Raw genomic sequence first — 17,928 nt, 5'->3', positions numbered from 1 at the left:
TATTTATTCAGTAGTAAAATAATGTTGTATCTTATCCTACATACGTCAGCTTTTCATTATTTTTAAATACTTCATCAATTGTACCGCCACCTAAACATACTTCACCGTCATATAGAACTACTGCTTGTCCAGGTGTAATGGCGCGTACTGGTTCTGCAAATTCAATGTAAGCTGTGCCGTCTTCGCGAAGCTCCACTGTGACAGGTGAATCTTCTTGACGGTAGCGGAATTTAGCTGTGCAGTTAAATTTAGCTGGCATTTCTTTATTCGTTGTGAAGCCCATTTTTACTGCAGTTAAAGCCGTTGAATATACAGCATCATTGTGGAAGCCTTGTCCAACATATAAAACGTTGCGCTCTAAATCTTTCCCTAGCACAAACCAAGGTTCCCCGTCGCCACCGATACCTAAACCGTGGCGTTGACCTAATGTATAATACATAAGACCATCATGCTTGCCCATAACTTTACCATCGAATGTTTCCATATTGCCCGGTTGTGCTGGTAAGTACTGACTAAGGAACTCTTTGAAATTACGTTCACCAATAAAGCAAATCCCTGTTGAGTCTTTCTTTTTCGCTGTTGCAAGACCAGCTTGCTCTGCGATTTCACGTACTTTTTTCTTTTCAATATTACCAATCGGGAACATGACATGCTTTAATTGATCTTGTGATAATTGATTTAAGAAATACGTTTGGTCTTTATTATTATCTACACCACGAAGCATGACAACTTCACCATCACGCTCTTCTACTCGCGCATAATGACCTGTTGCAAGGTAATCTGCTCCTAAATTCATCGCATGCTCTAAAAATGCTTTAAATTTAATTTCTTTATTACACATTACATCAGGGTTTGGTGTACGACCTGCTTTATACTCCTCTAAGAAGTACGTAAATACTTTATCCCAATATTGTTTTTCAAAATTAACTGCATAATAAGGAATACCGATTTGGTTACATACAGCGATTACATCTTCGTAATCTTCTGTTGCTGTACATACACCATTTTCATCTGTGTCATCCCAGTTTTTCATAAAAATCCCGATAACATCATAGCCTTGTTGTTTTAATAAATACGCTGCTACTGATGAATCAACTCCACCTGACATTCCGACAACAACGCGGATTTGTGAGGGGTTTCTTGTTTCTACCATAATAATCACCTTTTCCGATCTAAACCCTTTCGCGTAAAAGGCGCGAAGCATTTATTTTTATTATTTCACGAGACGATTAACAATTGCGGCTGTGCGCTTTCCGGCTTCACTTACAAGCTCATCTGTTAATCCTTGTCCGAAACTAAAGCGAATGGAGCTGCGCAGTGCAGGTGCCTCCTTGCCAAACATCGATACTAGTACATGTGATGGATCAACTGTACCTGCTGTACAAGCTGAGCCACTTGATACAAGGACGCCCGCCATATCTAAATTGATTAAAAATGACTCGACATCTGTTCCAGAGAATGTAACGTTGAACACATGCGGTAACACCAATTCGCTATGACCATTCACCGTAAAATCAATTCCCGCGTTCTCGAATTGCTCTGTTAAAAGCACTTTGTAATGTTTATATTTAGTGCGATTTTGTTCACGGTTTGATGAAGCAAGCTCAGCAGCTTTCGCAAAGGCGAGTGCTGCAGGAATATTTTCTGTACCTGCACGACGCTTTTTCTCCTGAGAGCCACCATACAATAAACTATTTATCTTCACACCTGTCTTTGCATAAAGAAAGCCGATACCTTTTGGACCGTTTATTTTATGGCTGGACACACTAAGTAAATCCACTCCGAGTTCGTTCACATCAAGCGTTTCAATACCAAATGCTTGCACCGCATCTGTATGAAAAGTTGCAGGGTGGTCCTTTAATAACGCACCAATTTCTTTAATAGGCTGGATTGTACCTACTTCATTATTGCCGTACATAATCGTTACTAAAATCGTATCATCAGTTAACGCTTTCTCTAGATCGCTTACTAATACGCGCCCTGTTTGATCAACAGGTAAATACGTTATTGTAAAGCCTTCTCGCTGTAACTTCTCACATGCATGAAGTACGGCGTGGTGCTCGATTTCAGTTGTAATAATATGCTTCCCTTCGTGCTGACGTGCATAAGCTGTTCCGAAAATCGCCATATTATCCGCTTCTGTACCACCGCTTGTAAAAATAATTTCAGCAGGATTAGCTGCAATTTGCTTAGCCAAAGAATCGCGAGCAGCATCTAAATGCTTTCTCGCTTCACGCCCTGCTGTATGAATACTTGATGCATTACCGTAAACCGTTGTCATTGCAGATGTCATTTCTGTAATAACGTCTTTTGTCATTGGTGCTGTCGCGGCGTGATCAAGATAAATTGTTTCCATTGTCCTAACTCCCTTAAATATAAAACATATAGCCATCTGCCGGCTCTGATGATTCTGTATATTGTGCTAAATCTTCAAGATTTGTTGTGTCTAATACATTTTTTACAGCATCACGAATACGCATCCAAAGCTCTCGTTGTGGCGCTTCCTCGTTTTCAATTCCTTCAACTGGTTGAATAGGTCCTTCCAGTACACGAATAACGTCTGCTGCAGAGATTTTTGCAGGTGGGTGTGCTAACATATAACCGCCGTATGCCCCGCGTACACTTTTTACTAAACCTGCATTTCGTAGTGGAGAAACTAGCTGTTCTAAATAAGCTTCTGATAAATCCTTTTCCGCAGCAATTTTGCGGAGCGGAATCGGTCCCTCACCATGATGCTTTGCTAATTCAATCATAATCGTTAACCCGTAACGACCTTTTGTAGAAATTTTCATTATAACACCTCTGTTTATCTAGTCCATTTATATGCTCAAGTATATCATAACTCCTTTTATTCCACTCGGAAATGATTACATCTTTCATACATTTTGAAATTCAAAGCTATATTAACGTAGATCAAAGCATAATCAAATTACACTTTTCGCTATGTAAAAGGGCACTAAAAAACTTATAAAGTTGTCATTCTTCTTAGGAAATTCCCACTTTAGGAGGAATAGTTGGAGCTCCTCAAGCTTTTTACATACCCGTATTTATCATTGTGTATATGAAAATACCTGAATACCTTCCCTTCACAATAGGTTTACTTGCGGGGTCCCATTTTCTTCCTTATATATGGATTTATAAAAGTAAAGCTTATTTATTTGTTACTTTAGGCGTCTGTTTTTCTGCTCTAATCTTAGGTGGATTCTTTGTTGATCAAGCTTTCACTCTTGTACCTTTAGCAATTTCTATTGTATATGGAATTAGTGTTCTTTTAATTCAAAGAGAACTTAAAGTCAGTCTTGTTTAATCACCTAGTTTCTCTATGAAATCCAACGACCGTCATTTTAGTTTCTATAAAATTATCACTAAACTTGACTGATTTTTTATCCCAATTAATTTTGACAAGATAAAAAGAAAAAATCACACCTAGTAAGGTATGACTTTTTTCTTTTTTCTATATTAGGACAAAGTTTCATTGAAAATTTGTCCGCCACCATCTATTTTAATTATTTTTAAACGACTTGTATTTTTAATAAATATAGATTTATATTGTTTTTTTCCATTTTTATCAATAATATTTAATACTCGTTTCCCCTCGTTATCTGTTACTGTTTCAAAAGTATATTCTTGGTTGTCGATTTGCTCAACGATTTTATTATACTCTGGTAACGCAGTCCATTCACTATTTTCTATAACTTCATTAGATTGTTGTTCGTCATTTTCTTTTTGCTCTTTATTCTGTTGTTGATCAACTTTTTCATTAGATGTTACGGTTTCCTGATTTGTATCCGCAACCTCGCTATTCGTTTTAGTTACTTCATTATCACTGCAAGCTGTTAATATTACCATTGCAGCAATGAAAGGAATCATTTTTTTAAACATTCTTTCATTACATCTCCTTTTATTTTTCCCCATAATATTTTAACAACAACTGCTTCCTAATTTCTAGATTAAATTTAAAAGTGTTTTCCTATCATTGATAAATTCGGCCAGCAAGCTAAAATCGATTACATATATCCACTTGTTTCATGTCATAGTCATGCCGTGTTATCATAAAAGCTAGATTAGATTTATACAGGAAAGAAACATCCGCTCAGAGTACAGTGTGCAGTACATATATAGCAACCCAAACTTTTGGTGATGAACTCTCTAAATTACTCGGAAATTTATATTAAATTAGAAAGCAGGTGACATTGATGCACAATGAACCGTTAGCCTATAAAATGCGTCCACGAAATTTAGATGAAATCGTAGGGCAACAAGCTATTATTGGTAAAGATAGCGCATTGTACAAAATGATAGCCAATGGTCATGTCCCTTCGATGCTACTATACGGACCACCTGGCATTGGCAAAACGTCAATTGCGAGCGCTATTGCAGGTACTTCAAAGCTGCCATTTTTCGCCCTAAATGCCACTCATGCAGGAAAAAAAGATGTCGAGCAAGTCGTGATGGATGCAAGAATGTCAGGTAAAGTTATTTTATTTTTAGACGAAATCCATCGCTTTAATAAATTGCAACAAGATACTTTATTACCTCATGTAGAAAATGGCTCCATCGTGTTAATCGGGGCAACGACAGAAAATCCATTTCATGATGTGAACCCCGCTATTCGTTCCCGCTGTGGTGAAATTTTGCAATTAGAACGGCTTACTGTAGATGATGTTGCTTCTTTACTTAAGCAGGCGATTGAAGATGAAGAACGAGGGCTAGGAAAATTAAACGTTGCTGCGACAGAGGAACAGCTTAGCAAAATTGCTAAAGCTTGTAATGGTGATGCTAGAAAAGCGCTCACTTTATTAGAATCAGTTTACTACGCATCAGATGAAGTTGGTGGAGTAACTAAGCTGAACGACCGCGCGATTGAACAATTTGCAAAACGAATTGGTGTTTATGGTGATAAGGGTGGCTCACATTTTTATAATTTATTGTCGGCACTACAAAAATCCGTTCGTGGCAGTGATGTCAATGCCGCACTGTATTATTTAGGCCATTTACTAGAATCAGGTGACCTAGTAGCAGTATGTAGACGACTACTCGTCATGGCATATGAAGATATTGGTCTTGCTAATCCGGCTGTCGGCGCTCACGTGAACGCTGCTACGGATGCTGCCCAAAAGCTTGGCTTACCGGAAGCACGTATCCCTCTTGCAACTGCAGTAGTCGAAATGTGTTTAAGCGATAAATCTAATTCTGCTTACAAGGCACTTGATGCTGCAATAGCAACCATCCATAACGGCAAAACTGGCGATATTCCAAATCATTTAAAGGACGCTCATTACGCTGGTGCTAAAGAGCTGGGGCATGTTGGCTATAAGTATCCGCACGACACACCAATCGGTACATTTGGTGGATGGGCCGACCAACAATATTTACCAGACATTCTTGTCGGCACAGAATTTTACAAGCCCGTTATTGCAGGAGAAGAAAAGCGCATGGCAGGCATTTATGAGAAATTAAAATCATTTAAAAAAGAGCAAGAATAGTGAGATCTCAAATATACTTTAACAATTGAACGCGTAAACTTGCTATGTAAAACTAGTGTATTATTACTATATCCAAATACAAACAAAACTACCCAACCAGTCGCCGGTACAATACCGACACCTGGTTGGGTAAATACTTTTGGACCTCGGCTTTTAATACAGAGATCAGCCCTCTTTATTTAATCAACATTTTTATTACCAAACAAATAGGCCGACCATTGCCGCACTTAGTAAAGAGACTAGTGTTCCCGATAGTATCATCATCCAAACACCTTTGGATAAGTTATCTGCTTGCTCTTTTTTTACAATACCGTTAAAACAGCCCAGAATCATACCAACAGTAGAAAAATTTGCAAATGACACTAGGAATGTACAAAGAACTGCCATCATATGCGGGCTGAACGAATCCAAAATCGACATAATATCAGCCATAACAACAAATTCATTCGTCACTATCTTAGTACCCATGTATTGGGCCGTTTGAAAAGCTTCCCCTAACGGCAAACCAAGGAGGAAAGAGAATGGAGTCATGATGACACCCAATATATTACTTAGTGATAACCACGGGGCGAATAAATGTAAAACTTTATCGATAAGAGCAGATAGTGCTACAAACGAAATCAGCATGGCTGTAATAATTAAAATTAACTTACCCGCTCCGAGAATAGAATCTCCTAAGAAAGAAAAGAATGGTGGCTTTTCTTCTTTAGTCATTTCAAAAATAACGTCTTCTTCCTTTTTTACAACTACAGGATTTAAAATATTTGTAATTATAATTGCATTAATGACATTTAAGGGGATCGCCGTTAATACAAATTGAGCTGGCAGCATTTGTATGTATACCCCAATCATTGCTGCTGAAACACTACTCATGGACATCAAGGATACTGTCAGTAAACGTTCCTGACTCATTGACTTTAACTGGCCGCTCGATACTGCCAATGCTTCTGTATTGCCTAGAAACATCATTTCAATTGCATAAAAAGATTCAAATTTAGGTTGTCTAGTAAGTTTAGAAAGTCCCCAACCTAACCCTTTAATTATTTTCGGGAAAACACCAAAATATGTAAGGATATCAAATAGTGGAACAACAAGTAATATTGGCATTAATGCACTAAATACCATATCCATATTTTCGACATTGACCATGCTAGCGAAAGCAAAACCAACACCTTCAAAAGCAGTTCCTATTAACCAACTAAAACCTAGAGCAACTTTTTCAACAAACCATCTACCTAATGGAAAGGCAATTAATAACCAAGCCAAGAAGGCATTGAATAATACTAAAATTCCCGTAGCCTTCCAATTAATCTTCTTTTTGTCCTTTGAAAACAAAAAGGCAAATCCAATAAACGCAAATATACCAAGGATGTTAATAACCAGATATATGCCCATTTATTCCCTCCTCCTACTAACTCTTAACAAACCAAACATAGCAACAAGGTAATCTAATTATTTAAATGTCTTACATTCCTAATACTTGTTCTCCGTAAAATAATAACGGTAATTTGCAAAGTGTATGTTCTTTAATTTCTCCATTCGAATTATAATACTTTTTTGATAAATATATCAATATAACATTTAATTAAAATTAATTATTAAAACTCTCTGTACATAAGCCCCAATAACCCCTTTTTATGTAATCAAATCATTTAGTGTCACATCAAATGTAGGGTTAAACAATTCTCAAAATCCTCTTCCTTCACTTGACCTTAAAACAAATAAAGAAACCAACGTGAGCATTTAATAAGGTTGCGTATAATAAAAAAAACCGGGCAAAACCACGCCCGGTCCTTATAGAAGCCTTTTCCATTTACAAAAAAGCCTTTTGTAGTTTAGGTTGAAATCGTTTCTTTTCCTGTTCCGTCACATCTCGTCGAATCAATTTAAATACCACTCCTTGCCATTGCTTTCTTAACAAATGTATGTAATCCTTCAATAATGCAAGGCGTCACTTTCGCTAGTTTTCTTACGAGTTAGTAACATAATAATTAAGTGCCTATTATCTTTCTATTACATCCGTTTACAGCGCTACATATTCCTCTTTTAATATGCCGTAATAATATTCATCCCACCAACCATCATCACACGGGATACATTTCTTGAAAAATCCTTCTCTTCTCATCCCTAGTTTCTCCATCACTCTCCAAGAGGAGATGTTTTCAGGCTGGCAAGTTGCTACGATACGATGTAAGTCCATTTTAATAAAGCCATAGTCGATCATTGCTTGCGCAGATTCAGTAGCAAAGCCTCTACTATGAAACTTCGGATTAAATACCCACCCAATTTCATACGTATGCTCACCAAAATATTTAAAAAAGGCAATATGTCCAATTAATTCATTACTTTCTTTTAAAACTACCGCAAATTTCTCTGCCTTTTCCCCTCGATTTTCTTCAACGAATTTTTTCGCATCAGAAATGTTGAAAACATTTTCAGGAATGTACTTCATAACTACTGAATTAGAAGTGTATTCATAAACAGCTTGCCAATCATTTGCTTCAAAATTACGTATTATTAACCGAGTCGTATTGATAAACACTATACTTCCTCCTGCACTTAAAGTATCCCTAATAATTCACACTAACTTTCGAACAATCGAAGGCAGTTCCATTAGTTGATCTATCATAAAGTCTGCGTTCGGCATGTCCCAAGCTCCATCCTTTTTCCATACGGTAACCATACCTATGTTTTTTGCTGCTTCAACATCATTTACTGGGTGATCTCCAATGAACATGCTTTCTTCTGGCTTCACTTGCAGTTTAGATAAAGATCTTTCAAAAATTTCGGGATTAGGTTTTTTGATTCCTTCCCATTCAGAAATTAAAATAACGTCAAAATAATGCTCAATGCCAAGTGCTTTAATATTATGCAATTGGAAATGTCCATAGCCATTCGTTATGATGCCTAAGGATAACCCTTGTTTTTTCAAGTCTTCTAGCATTTCTCGCAGATTATTAAAAGGGACACAATGATTTCTAAATTCAAGAAGATAATCATTTAACAGTTGTTCCGCTGTTAAACTTGTAATATCCAGTTCTTCTATCAATTGTGCATAAACTTTATCCTTCCAAACATAACCATGATGATCGAGCTCAATAAATCTTTTCATGTAAATGTCTTTTGGAATATGCGAAAAATGTTTTGAAAGTCGTTCATATTGTTTGTTAATAAACTCTAGCACAGAAGCATCTCTGTTCAATAATGTTCCATCTAAATCAAATATAGCTGCTTTTAACATGGCAGAAGCCTCCTAAATTTAAGTCCAAATATTTAATTTCATCAAGATGCTGTTGCATACAAAATTTATAAAACGCAATACGCGATATTACCGAATTACATCAAAAAATCAAATCAACCTTTATTCACACTTCATTTTTCACTTCGTTTATAAACCAGCTATATGCTCGTTTTTCTAATTCATTAACAAACTCTTTTTTTGCTCTACTATATTCTCTTGTGTCATCACATTTTGCGGCAAGTTCTGTTTTTATTTGATTGTAAGTCTCTACCTCTAATGGATGTACTCTTAAATAATCTCTAACGACTAAATGACGTTCAATTTGAGGATTATCAAATTGGTAAATATGTATATGGTGCGTTCGATTCTCTCCACCTTTTCGATACAAACGTCTACCTTCGATCCCCCACTCACCAGCGCTTTCATACCCATTAGCAATTAACAGATTGTCATACGAAAGAATAAATTTTATATCTTGTACAATTGCAATAATGTCAATTACAGGCTTCGCTTTCATTCCTTTCACAGCTGTACTTCCAAAGTGTTCAAACCTTATCTCTACATTTTGAAAAATACTTTGTAAAAACGATACTTCTTTTTCAAAGTCTAATGGCCAATGTTCCTGATAGTTCGTTAATCTAATCTTCACTCGGTTCCCTTCCTCTTCGCTTTACACTTTATCCAATTGCTTATGAGAAATATCGCCTTCTAAAAGAATTGTGTAGCCACTTTCCGATACTTGAACCTTTGTTAAACTCGTATCATGAATATATGGACCATCCCATAGGTTTTCTATATAGTCATTTTTAAAAATAGATAATAAACATTTGATAATGACTGTATGCGTGACAATGAGTACATTACCGTCTGAATAATCTTTTTTTATTTTATTTAATACTTTTAAAGCTCTTGCTTGCGTTTCGTCGAAGTTTTCGCCGTCAATCGCGCTAAATAAATGTGGAGAGTCCCAAAAAGCTTCAAATTCATAAGGATTCGCCTCATAGATTGAATTTTGTGTTTTGCCTTCCCATTGTCCCAGGTTCATTTCTTTAAGATTTTCATCATAATGTACTGGTATTTCACGATCGCCCAGTATTAACTCAGTCGTAGTTTTAGTTCTACCACTCGGACTTGAAAAAACAGCTGTAAACTGGATATCTTTCAATCTTTCACCTAAAGAGATAGCGCTGTTCTTTCCATCTTCAGTTAAGTTGGAATCTAACCAACCTTGCATTCTTTTTTCTTTATTCCATTCCGTTTCCCCATGCCTTGTTATGTATAGCGTTAACATATAATCTCCCACCTTAAATTAATTATTTCGTTTCTAATATCTAGATTCTTCCAAAGAAATTGCACGGTAGATTTTATCCGCATTTTGTATACTTTCTTTCAAATATACTGGACTATTAGAGTTTGATAATACTTCATCTGTTGTTAGCCAAAACAATTCTTCCACTTCATTTTCACTTTTGCAATAAGGCTCATTTTCATTACTTAGGCAAAGATAAATAATATTTATTACGTGTTCGTTTTTATCTGTTGAAAATGAAGTACTCATCACATAGTACATTTCATCTGCAATAGTGATTCCTACTTCTTCAAAAATTTCTCTTTTTAAGGTATCTTCAAGAACTGCTGATTTCGCACCTTCGAATTCGGCTTTTCCACCTACTAATGAAAGTAATCCACCAGCATGTTCTTCGTGAACACTACGTTTTATTATTAACCATTTATCGTTTCTTCGTATTGCTCCTTCCACATTCACAATAAACATTTTAATCTCTCCTTCACTTCCTAATAGTTAATAAATTACCTCATACTGTAAATAATAACTTCAACAAAAATTTTAAACAACCTCTCCGTTCTCTTACAGAAGAGTATTCCACTTTCATTTATCAATTCAAAAAACCGATTCCTTTTAAAGGAATCGGCACAAGTTAGTATATTTAAATAAAAAGATAGCGTTAATTATTTTTACTAAATTCACTGAATGTCGCTATACAATTATTTATTGTTCTTGGATTTAATAATAATGTGTTATGTTCTGTCGTGTTTAATTGTAAATAACTTTTTTTAATTTCTTCTAAAAAGTCTTGATTATCCTCACTTTGAACATCAGGCATACAATTCGCTGCAACCGTATAAATATTCAAAATTTCCTCTTTTAACGCTTCACCTTGCTCTTCAATTAAATATTCTTGTGCAAGACCATAAAAATATATTAAACGTGCAACAATATCCATAAAAATCGTCCAGTATGTGCTGCCTTTTGGTAATTCCCCTTCTTTTTCAACCCAGTTATTAAAATACTGAGTAACTTGATGCACTAAATTGTTTAATTCGCTATACGCTTTATGCCAATTTTGCGTACTATCAATATAATTAAATACTGTTTCGTTCATATTTTCTTGTAGTTGGGCTACATTCAATATATTATTCGTCACCGGAATGCTTAACACATTCACCAACCCCCTTCGAATCCAAAAGCATGCGTAATCTTTATACTTATTCCTACTATATCAAAAAAATAGATTCTAAATTTAGAAAATAAAAACTAACGAAAAAAATGGTATATTAAGGACTATTTTTTGCGTATTTGACAATATTGTGAACTCCTTAATTCTGACTATTGCTAAAAGTGTATAAATACTAGAAATTTCAACAATATTTAGGTCACAATAATCTTTCCACATATTTAGGATAAAAATCACGAGCTACTAATTGCTCATTAGTAAATTCTCTAAACTCTTTAACGTCATATTTCGTAAAAACTCCTGCTTTTAACGTAATAATTTTGCAATTTGAACAATAAAACTGCCATGTAATACGGCACATCCACTCATCCACTGTTTCATTACTTGCTGCTGCTAAATAGCGCTTGTCTTTTAATACACCTGCCATTTTTAAAAAGCCTTCACTACAATCATATTGTTTTGCTACAAAATTATACTCGGGCTCAACAGTCATTTTCGTATCGAATACATGTATTGTATTTTGTCTTGCATCAAATGCAACTTCTACTGTACTAATTTCATCAAATATATTTAATCCTTTATATTCCAATTCATTCAATTTCATGCTTAAATGCACCTTTCATCTTTAAATTTATTTTATCATGATAATATTCGACAAAAATAGTCATCATTCCCCTAACGATAAACAATGACAAAAAATACGATACGCTCCTTTCCGTTCTTCTATCTGATCAATGATGACATTTTTTAATCCTGGGATATTCATGTTAATATTCATATAACACAACTCACCTTTTTATCTCTTGTTTCTCGACAATTCAAGTATAAAGAAAAGAGTGAGCTTGAGCTTTTTTGTATGAAATTGTGTGTATACCCCAACAAATATTATAGAACCAAAAAAGCAAGGATTCAGCGGTTAAATCGCCGAATCCTTGCTATATTTATTTTACCCTTGAACTCGTCGAATAGGGACATCTTTTACAATTTGATTAATAACCCAACTCGCGGCAAATAAGCCTACAACGGACGGTACAAACGCGTTTGATGAAGGTGGCATCTTTGCTTTACGAATTGCTGCATCTGGCTTACCAACATGCTCCACAACATCTGGACGCACTACAATCGGTGACTCATCAGAGAAAATAACAGGAACACCTTTTTTAATTCCTTCTTTACGAAGTTTTGTACGGATTACCTTTGCAAGTGGATCTGTATGCGTTTTCGAAATATCTGTAATTTGGAAACGAGTTGGATCCATTTTATTAGCAGCACCCATACTAGAAATAATCGGGATGTTACGTTTTAAACATTCTTTCATAATGTGAATTTTGTAAATAACCGTATCGCTCGCATCAATGACGTAATCAATGCCTTGTGCAAAAAATTGTTCGTATGTTTCTTCTGTATAGAACATATGCATATCAATTACTTCACACTCAGGATTAATATCCGCAATACGCTCTTTCATCACCCCTGATTTTGACTTCCCAACTGTCGATAAATAAGCGACTAATTGACGATTTACATTCGTAATATCAACATTATCTTTATCGACTAAAATAATGCGACCTACTCCGCTACGTGCACAGGCTTCAGCAGCAAATGATCCGACACCGCCAACTCCTAAAATCGCAACTGTTGTGTTTTTTAATTTATCGAGCCCTTCTGTCCCTATAGCTAGCTCGTTTCTTGAAAATTGATGTAACATTATACACTCTCCACCTTCAAAATAACTTTATAAAAGTAAACCTAGTTAAATACTAAGAAAAAATCAAATCTGAAATATATTTTAACACGATTTTCTTCAAGTGAAAATATTATCGTCTGTTATGTATAAATTTACCTAAAGTGAAAACTATATTAATTCCTACAAAAAAGAATTGTGCGAATCAAACTCGCACAATCCTAATTCCTTATTTTATAAAGTGAATCTTCAATCAGTGGGGGTCTTACTGCCGTTAATCTGCGATAAAACTAAATGATTGCCAAGGTTGAATTTGCTGTAGTAAAAACCTTTCTTTCTCAACAACTCTCGCTACAATATTTGTTGAGCCTGAGTTTGGCATTTCCTTTAAGACAATTTGGAGCTCACCTTTATAACGTACATCTAAATTATTATCAATCGTCACATCACCAGGCATAAGTGGTTGAACATTGTGAGGTTTAAACTCACCATTTTTATATTTCACCCGAGATTGTGTACTTCGAATGACATAATCGGAAACATCCCCCCGATTAAAATGGGGCCCGTTAAACAGTATCTCCCTCTCTAAATGCGATAATTCAGCTACGGGCTCGATTTTCAACGCTAGCTTATGACGATTTAATCGTCCTAAAGCCTTTAACTCTTCTTCTGATGCAAACATATTACCGATTATAAGGTCATCAATCATCCCGGTATTCCACAAATCTTTAGCTTGCACTGTAATAGGCAAATGACGATGTTCCTCTAACGTTGGTAATCCATGCAATGTTTCTTCCCAAGGTCCAAATTTGGCATGTTGAGATGAAATCATAGCAGCTGTACGAATATGATTCGATTTGTATATTTCAGATGTTGCTAAAAAATGCTTACGGGAAAGCCCTGTATAAGCTCTCGGATAAAAGTTATGGCATCCTATAATATTATTTTTATTTGGTTGGTAGGATAGAATATTTTCAACATATTTCGTGCCATTACTAATATTTAATTCTACCTTCAAATCACAAGTATCTAACGACATAAAGGCTTCTTCTTGACCAGAAAATCCCATATCTAAGCGTAACGCCGCTAAATGATAGTGTTCTTTCAAATACCCAATATCTTTAAAAGTTAGCCCTAGCTCTTGAAATACTGAAGGTGCAATATCAGCAGAAATATCAAAACCTAGTTCTTTCGCAAACTTATTAATTTGCTGTAATTTTTGTTTCTCTTTTTCATTACTGAGTGACATTAAACAAGTAAAGATCCGATCGAAACCATTGTCATGCGCAAGCTGTATATAGCGCTGCATTTCTTGTAAACTACTATGCTGCGGATAGACTGAAATTCCTAAGCGTCTCATTTGACTACCTCCGTTGACCACTTAAACACTATTCTTGTGCATTTTCTTTACTAACTTCTACTTTAGCCATGCGATTGGCCATCATAACGAATGGTAAATAAATTAATACTGCTACAACGATTAATACTCCACTTAATACGGCTCCCTGCCAAGAATTTGTTGCTAATAAACCATTTATTATCGGTGGAGTCGTCCACGGCACTTGTATTGTCGCTGCTGGCACCCACCCAAACTTTGTCACAAAGTAAGCAATTGAAACGTTGACCATTGGCGTTAAAATAAACGGTATAAATAAGATTGGGTTTAATACGATAGGTAACCCGAATAATAATGGTTCATTAATATTGAAAAGACCTGGTGCTGCAGATAAATTCCCGACCGTTTTGTATTGCTTGTTTTTTCTGGCGAATATGAATATTGCGATAATTAAAGCGATTGTAGTTCCTGAACCGCCCATGTTCACAAATGCGTCGAAGAAAGGCTTATTAATAATGTATGGCGCCGCCTGACCCGCTTCAAGCGCTTGCAAATTTTTTGCAACAGCATCGGCATTAATTGTTTGCATAAATGGCTCAATAATATTTGCGCCATGCACACCGAGTGTCCATAAAAACGCTGGGATGAATGCTAAAATTAATGCTGCGACCCAAGAATTTGTTAAGCCCATAAATGGTTCTTGAATTGCTGAATAGAATGAACCGATAATATCTGGTATATCAAACCCTGCTGAAATAATCGTACGAACTAAGGCAAATAAACCGATTGTAATCATAGCTGGCAATAATGCAGCGAATGATTTCGATACAGCAGGTGGTACTCCAGCTGGCATTTTAATTAATAGTTTACTACTACCTGATAATCGGCAAAATACTTCGGTAGACAATAATGATATGATAATAGCAATAAATATTCCAGCTGTACCTGTTGTTGAACCTGTAAAACCACTTTCACCAATAGTACCAAACGTCAAATAAGATGAAAATCCAATTACCGCTGCTGAAAGACCATCTTTGCCGTAGCTTTTCGCTAAATTATATGAAATTGTAAAAGATAATAAGAGCGAAAGGACAAAAAATGTAGCTCCCCAAATATTTCCGCCCCATTGTGTCCAAACACCTTCACCAAAAATAGAATTTAGCGTATTTTTATAAAAATCAATTGGTAGATTGTTCATTAATACTGCTAAAGAACCGACAATTGTAAGTGGCATAATGGCAATAAATCCATCACGTATAGCTACTAAATGACGCTGGCTACCTATTCTTGCAGCGACAGGCACAAATTTTTCTTCTAAAAATTTGAACATTGCTGACACTCCCCTTTTTATTATTTGGCTCTGTTATGTTGTATTGTTGATATTCCCGAAAAATAATTTTTCTTCTCTAAGTGAACAGTCGAGTATCCTCAAACTATCAGGATGTTATTCACAAAAGCAGTGTAAGAATATGACAGTTTTAGTCTATTTTCTTGCTGTAAATTCCCGCCACTTTACAGCTGAAGTCAGTGCTATATAAAAAACCAACAATGTAGCTTAACACAGCCATTATTAAACATCTAAATTAGATGTTATTCCCCGTTGATACGTTCATACAAATCAATCATTTCTTTTGCAAGGTCCCTAAATGTAATCGCATTCATTAAATGATCCTGTGCATGAATTAGCAGCATTGACACTTCAACTTTTCCCCCTCTAGCCTCTTGTGTCAGTAAAGACGTTTGTGAGCGATGTGCTTCTGTCAGCGCTTCATTTGCAAGCATAATTTTCTCTCTTGCTTCATCAATTTTCCCTATTTTCGCCAATTGAATAGCTTCCATACATTCGCTTTTTGTGTTACCACTTTGAACAATCAAGCCCATAATGGACTCCATCACAATGTTATCTTCCATAAATTCGAAACCCCTTATCCAATGAGTTTTAGTGCCTGTTTCAACACATTTTCGCCATTCATCATGCCGTAATCTGTCATTTGAATCGAGTCAATCGGCAGATTAAGATGTTTGTATTTTGCTTCAAATGTTCCTTTTAGGTACCGAACTTGTGGCCCAAGTAATAGAACATCTACTTTCTTATTCGCTAATACTTTATCCACCTCATTTTCCGCAATAGCGTAAATATCAGCTTCGATATTTTGCTCTTGTGCCGCTCTTTTCATTTTTGTTACAAGTAAACTCGTACTCATTCCTGCTACACAAACCAACATAATGTTTTTCATTGAAATCCCCCTTATTATTAAAAGAATATTGAAAATTTTTAGTTTAACAGTTTTCCAATTGAGCTATTATCAAACAATTGAAATGGAACTGCTTTCATACAATGAGAATAGCACCTATTGGTATATACCACAATATGTTTTTTCAACCGTTTAATCTCACTCGAATGCATTGAAATGACTGGTCTAATACGTTAATACTTGCAAATACTAGGTTCATTAAAATTGGTATAGTCCAGAAAAAAGTTGAAAATTTTTTATTCCCCCAACTCCCTTTTTAATAATATTCAAAAAATTTAGGGAAATCTACTGGAATAGCTCTTTGCCAATTTACTAAACATTCTTCTGACATAACTTTTTGCGAATATTTTAGAACATCCATTAAAGAAAGATAACCGACCATCATAGCAGAAAAAAGATTAATGGATAGTTTTAGCATATGCACATCTTCTACTGATTTTTCCTCGATTATTGTTACATGACCATCTTTATTTATTTTGTAAAGGTGTTCATTCCACGGACAAAAAATATCTTCGAGTTGAATATACAATGGCTGATGAATTGTTTGCCACGGATAGTTCTGCATAAAGGCAAACGCATCTACAATCCTTACCATGACATCTTGAGACACTTCTCTGTTAAATTGTGGTTGATCGAAATTAAAGCCAATGTGACTATCTATAGATGTAGCACCCTCAATTTTTTCCACACTAGCTTTATGTGACGTAATAAAACGCCAAATTGCTTGTTCTGCATATAAATCATCTGCAACAAAGTCCTTTATACTAAATGTTAAACTTGTAATATTATAACGAATATAGCCAGCTATTTTGTTTGCATTATAGTAGGCAGCTAAATGATTGTCAGGCTCTCTTCTAGCTAATCTTTGCCACCACGCTTTATCTCTCGTCATACCACCATTACTTTTTAACGCATGCTCATTATGAAATTGCTGTATGTCTTGAAAAATTTCTTCGTCTATCCATTCAAAACTAGTGCGCTTCATCGTATCGTTTTGTCGACCAAAGTTTGGGAATGCTTCAACTGGAATCGAATATTTTAGCTTGTCAAAAAATATTTCCCACCCGAAATATCGATAAAATGATACGGAATATGGGGCAAGTACAGAAATTAGTTGTCCATTTTTACGCATTTCCTTCAACGCCTGAACAATGAGTTTTTTCATAATGCCTTGGTTTCGATATTCAGGATAAGTCGCTACAAAACCTATGCCACCCATTTGTAAATTTACTCCGTGTACTGTCATATTAAGTGGTAGTATTAATAATTGCCCAACTACTTTATTAAAATCGTATGCTCCAAGTGTCGTACTATGTTCGATCCAATAGTGGAAGTCTTGCCTGCGCTTACCTTCATATTTATTTGGAAAGCTATAATCTCTTAGTCGATGTATTTGCTCATAATCTTCTTGTGGAACTATTTTTATATTCATACTCTTTTTTCAACACCCTT

20 protein-coding genes and 1 pseudogene are annotated in these 17,928 nt (G+C 35.5%); 2 read left to right on the top strand and 19 right to left on the bottom strand.

Annotated elements, in window-relative coordinates; all coding sequences use genetic code 11:
- Positions 1-31: 31 nt before the first annotated feature.
- Genes mnmA through cymR form a run of 3 tightly spaced genes read right to left on the bottom strand, consistent with a single transcriptional unit; the run spans position 32 to position 2,792 of the window.
- Positions 32-1,153 (bottom strand): tRNA 2-thiouridine(34) synthase MnmA, encoded by a 1,122-nt coding sequence (mnmA, locus tag AAFN87_RS01875; protein WP_347789288.1) that lies wholly within the window; start codon positions 1,151-1,153, stop codon positions 32-34.
- A 60-nt stretch (positions 1,154-1,213) separates the two neighbouring features.
- Positions 1,214-2,356, bottom strand: coding sequence for a cysteine desulfurase family protein (locus tag AAFN87_RS01870; RefSeq protein WP_347789287.1), 1,143 nt, complete (start codon positions 2,354-2,356; stop codon positions 1,214-1,216).
- 13 nt (positions 2,357-2,369) lie between these two features.
- On the bottom strand, positions 2,370-2,792 hold the full coding sequence (cymR, locus tag AAFN87_RS01865; RefSeq protein ID WP_347789286.1) for a cysteine metabolism transcriptional regulator CymR: 423 nt from the start codon (positions 2,790-2,792) through the stop codon (positions 2,370-2,372).
- Positions 2,793-2,992: 200 nt separating this feature from the next.
- Between cymR and AAFN87_RS20000 the strand changes: the two genes are divergently transcribed.
- On the top strand, positions 2,993-3,307 hold the full coding sequence (locus tag AAFN87_RS20000; RefSeq protein WP_481886444.1) for a DUF7010 family protein: 315 nt from the start codon (positions 2,993-2,995) through the stop codon (positions 3,305-3,307).
- Positions 3,308-3,459: 152 nt separating this feature from the next.
- Here the strand turns inward: AAFN87_RS20000 and AAFN87_RS01860 are convergent, their stop codons facing one another.
- Positions 3,460-3,882, bottom strand: coding sequence for a hypothetical protein (locus AAFN87_RS01860; protein WP_347789285.1), 423 nt, complete (start codon positions 3,880-3,882; stop codon positions 3,460-3,462).
- A 314-nt stretch (positions 3,883-4,196) separates the two neighbouring features.
- Here AAFN87_RS01860 and AAFN87_RS01855 point away from each other — a divergent pair, with 314 nt between their 5' ends.
- The gene (locus AAFN87_RS01855) at positions 4,197-5,486 is read left to right on the top strand and encodes a replication-associated recombination protein A (protein WP_347789284.1); all 1,290 of its coding nucleotides are present in this window, start codon (positions 4,197-4,199) and stop codon (positions 5,484-5,486) included.
- Between the two features lie 195 nt (positions 5,487-5,681).
- Here AAFN87_RS01855 and AAFN87_RS01850 read toward each other — a convergent pair whose 3' ends face one another.
- From AAFN87_RS01850 to AAFN87_RS01785, 15 genes and pseudogenes are all read right to left on the bottom strand, one after another.
- Positions 5,682-6,875: a NupC/NupG family nucleoside CNT transporter gene (locus AAFN87_RS01850; RefSeq protein ID WP_347789944.1), complete on the bottom strand. Its 1,194-nt coding sequence runs from the start codon at positions 6,873-6,875 to the stop codon at positions 5,682-5,684.
- A gap of 407 nt (positions 6,876-7,282) precedes the next feature.
- A pseudogene (locus AAFN87_RS19995) lies at positions 7,283-7,407 on the bottom strand (IS91 family transposase); the annotation flags it as partial.
- Between the two features lie 102 nt (positions 7,408-7,509).
- A complete protein-coding gene (locus tag AAFN87_RS01845; protein ID WP_347789283.1) occupies positions 7,510-8,028 on the bottom strand; it encodes a GNAT family N-acetyltransferase in 519 nt (172 codons plus the stop codon).
- Between the two features lie 36 nt (positions 8,029-8,064).
- Positions 8,065-8,727, bottom strand: a complete 663-nt coding sequence (locus AAFN87_RS01840) for an HAD family hydrolase (RefSeq protein ID WP_347789282.1) — start codon at positions 8,725-8,727, stop codon at positions 8,065-8,067.
- 124 nt (positions 8,728-8,851) lie between these two features.
- Positions 8,852-9,376, bottom strand: a complete 525-nt coding sequence (locus AAFN87_RS01835; protein WP_347789281.1) for a GrpB family protein — start codon at positions 9,374-9,376, stop codon at positions 8,852-8,854.
- A gap of 21 nt (positions 9,377-9,397) precedes the next feature.
- Positions 9,398-10,018 carry a histidine phosphatase family protein gene (locus tag AAFN87_RS01830; protein WP_347789280.1) on the bottom strand — a complete coding sequence of 207 codons (621 nt, stop codon included), beginning with the start codon at positions 10,016-10,018 and terminating at the stop codon, positions 9,398-9,400.
- A 33-nt stretch (positions 10,019-10,051) separates the two neighbouring features.
- Entirely contained in the window at positions 10,052-10,501 is a 450-nt protein-coding gene (locus tag AAFN87_RS01825; RefSeq protein ID WP_347789279.1) for an NUDIX hydrolase, read from the bottom strand.
- Positions 10,502-10,691: 190 nt separating this feature from the next.
- The gene (locus AAFN87_RS01820) at positions 10,692-11,186 is read right to left on the bottom strand and encodes a hypothetical protein (RefSeq protein WP_347789278.1); all 495 of its coding nucleotides are present in this window, start codon (positions 11,184-11,186) and stop codon (positions 10,692-10,694) included.
- A gap of 214 nt (positions 11,187-11,400) precedes the next feature.
- On the bottom strand, positions 11,401-11,805 hold the full coding sequence (locus AAFN87_RS01815) for a hypothetical protein (protein WP_347789277.1): 405 nt from the start codon (positions 11,803-11,805) through the stop codon (positions 11,401-11,403).
- Positions 11,806-12,147: 342 nt separating this feature from the next.
- Positions 12,148-12,909, bottom strand: a complete 762-nt coding sequence (locus tag AAFN87_RS01810; protein ID WP_347789276.1) for a tRNA threonylcarbamoyladenosine dehydratase — start codon at positions 12,907-12,909, stop codon at positions 12,148-12,150.
- 250 nt (positions 12,910-13,159) lie between these two features.
- Positions 13,160-14,245 (bottom strand): DUF871 domain-containing protein, encoded by a 1,086-nt coding sequence (locus AAFN87_RS01805; RefSeq protein ID WP_347789275.1) that lies wholly within the window; start codon positions 14,243-14,245, stop codon positions 13,160-13,162.
- A 28-nt stretch (positions 14,246-14,273) separates the two neighbouring features.
- Positions 14,274-15,560: a PTS sugar transporter subunit IIC gene (locus tag AAFN87_RS01800; RefSeq protein ID WP_481886429.1), complete on the bottom strand. Its 1,287-nt coding sequence runs from the start codon at positions 15,558-15,560 to the stop codon at positions 14,274-14,276.
- Between the two features lie 251 nt (positions 15,561-15,811).
- Positions 15,812-16,132 carry a PTS lactose/cellobiose transporter subunit IIA gene (locus AAFN87_RS01795; protein ID WP_347789273.1) on the bottom strand — a complete coding sequence of 107 codons (321 nt, stop codon included), beginning with the start codon at positions 16,130-16,132 and terminating at the stop codon, positions 15,812-15,814.
- Positions 16,133-16,146: 14 nt separating this feature from the next.
- Positions 16,147-16,458: a PTS sugar transporter subunit IIB gene (locus AAFN87_RS01790; protein WP_347789272.1), complete on the bottom strand. Its 312-nt coding sequence runs from the start codon at positions 16,456-16,458 to the stop codon at positions 16,147-16,149.
- A gap of 274 nt (positions 16,459-16,732) precedes the next feature.
- The gene (locus AAFN87_RS01785; protein ID WP_347789271.1) at positions 16,733-17,908 is read right to left on the bottom strand and encodes a GNAT family N-acetyltransferase; all 1,176 of its coding nucleotides are present in this window, start codon (positions 17,906-17,908) and stop codon (positions 16,733-16,735) included.
- Positions 17,909-17,928: the final 20 nt, after the last annotated feature.

Origin of the sequence: Solibacillus sp. CAU 1738, assembly GCF_039888725.1 — a bacterium.
Taxonomy (GTDB): domain Bacteria; phylum Bacillota; class Bacilli; order Bacillales_A; family Planococcaceae; genus Metasolibacillus.
Note: the sequence above shows the minus strand (reverse complement) of the source record. Positions and strands in the feature narration are given on the sequence as shown.

Excerpts from the sequence above, each read along its gene's own strand:
- AAFN87_RS01830 (WP_347789280.1), bottom strand. The coding sequence starts at position 10,018 with ATGTTAACGCTATACATAACAAGGCATGGGGAAACGGAATGGAATAAA.
- AAFN87_RS01785 (WP_347789271.1), bottom strand. The coding sequence starts at position 17,908 with ATGAATATAAAAATAGTTCCACAAGAAGATTATGAGCAAATACATCGA.
- AAFN87_RS01805 (WP_347789275.1), bottom strand. The coding sequence starts at position 14,245 with ATGAGACGCTTAGGAATTTCAGTCTATCCGCAGCATAGTAGTTTACAA.
- AAFN87_RS01855 (WP_347789284.1), top strand. The coding sequence starts at position 4,197 with ATGCACAATGAACCGTTAGCCTATAAAATGCGTCCACGAAATTTAGAT.
- AAFN87_RS01815 (WP_347789277.1), bottom strand. The coding sequence starts at position 11,805 with ATGAAATTGAATGAATTGGAATATAAAGGATTAAATATATTTGATGAA.
- AAFN87_RS01870 (WP_347789287.1), bottom strand. The coding sequence starts at position 2,356 with ATGGAAACAATTTATCTTGATCACGCCGCGACAGCACCAATGACAAAA.
- AAFN87_RS01790 (WP_347789272.1), bottom strand. The coding sequence starts at position 16,458 with ATGAAAAACATTATGTTGGTTTGTGTAGCAGGAATGAGTACGAGTTTA.
- mnmA (WP_347789288.1), bottom strand. The coding sequence starts at position 1,153 with ATGGTAGAAACAAGAAACCCCTCACAAATCCGCGTTGTTGTCGGAATG.
- AAFN87_RS01840 (WP_347789282.1), bottom strand. The coding sequence starts at position 8,727 with ATGTTAAAAGCAGCTATATTTGATTTAGATGGAACATTATTGAACAGA.
- AAFN87_RS01795 (WP_347789273.1), bottom strand. The coding sequence starts at position 16,132 with ATGGAAGATAACATTGTGATGGAGTCCATTATGGGCTTGATTGTTCAA.
- AAFN87_RS01860 (WP_347789285.1), bottom strand. The coding sequence starts at position 3,882 with ATGTTTAAAAAAATGATTCCTTTCATTGCTGCAATGGTAATATTAACA.
- AAFN87_RS01810 (WP_347789276.1), bottom strand. The coding sequence starts at position 12,909 with ATGTTACATCAATTTTCAAGAAACGAGCTAGCTATAGGGACAGAAGGG.
- AAFN87_RS01825 (WP_347789279.1), bottom strand. The coding sequence starts at position 10,501 with ATGTTTATTGTGAATGTGGAAGGAGCAATACGAAGAAACGATAAATGG.
- cymR (WP_347789286.1), bottom strand. The coding sequence starts at position 2,792 with ATGAAAATTTCTACAAAAGGTCGTTACGGGTTAACGATTATGATTGAA.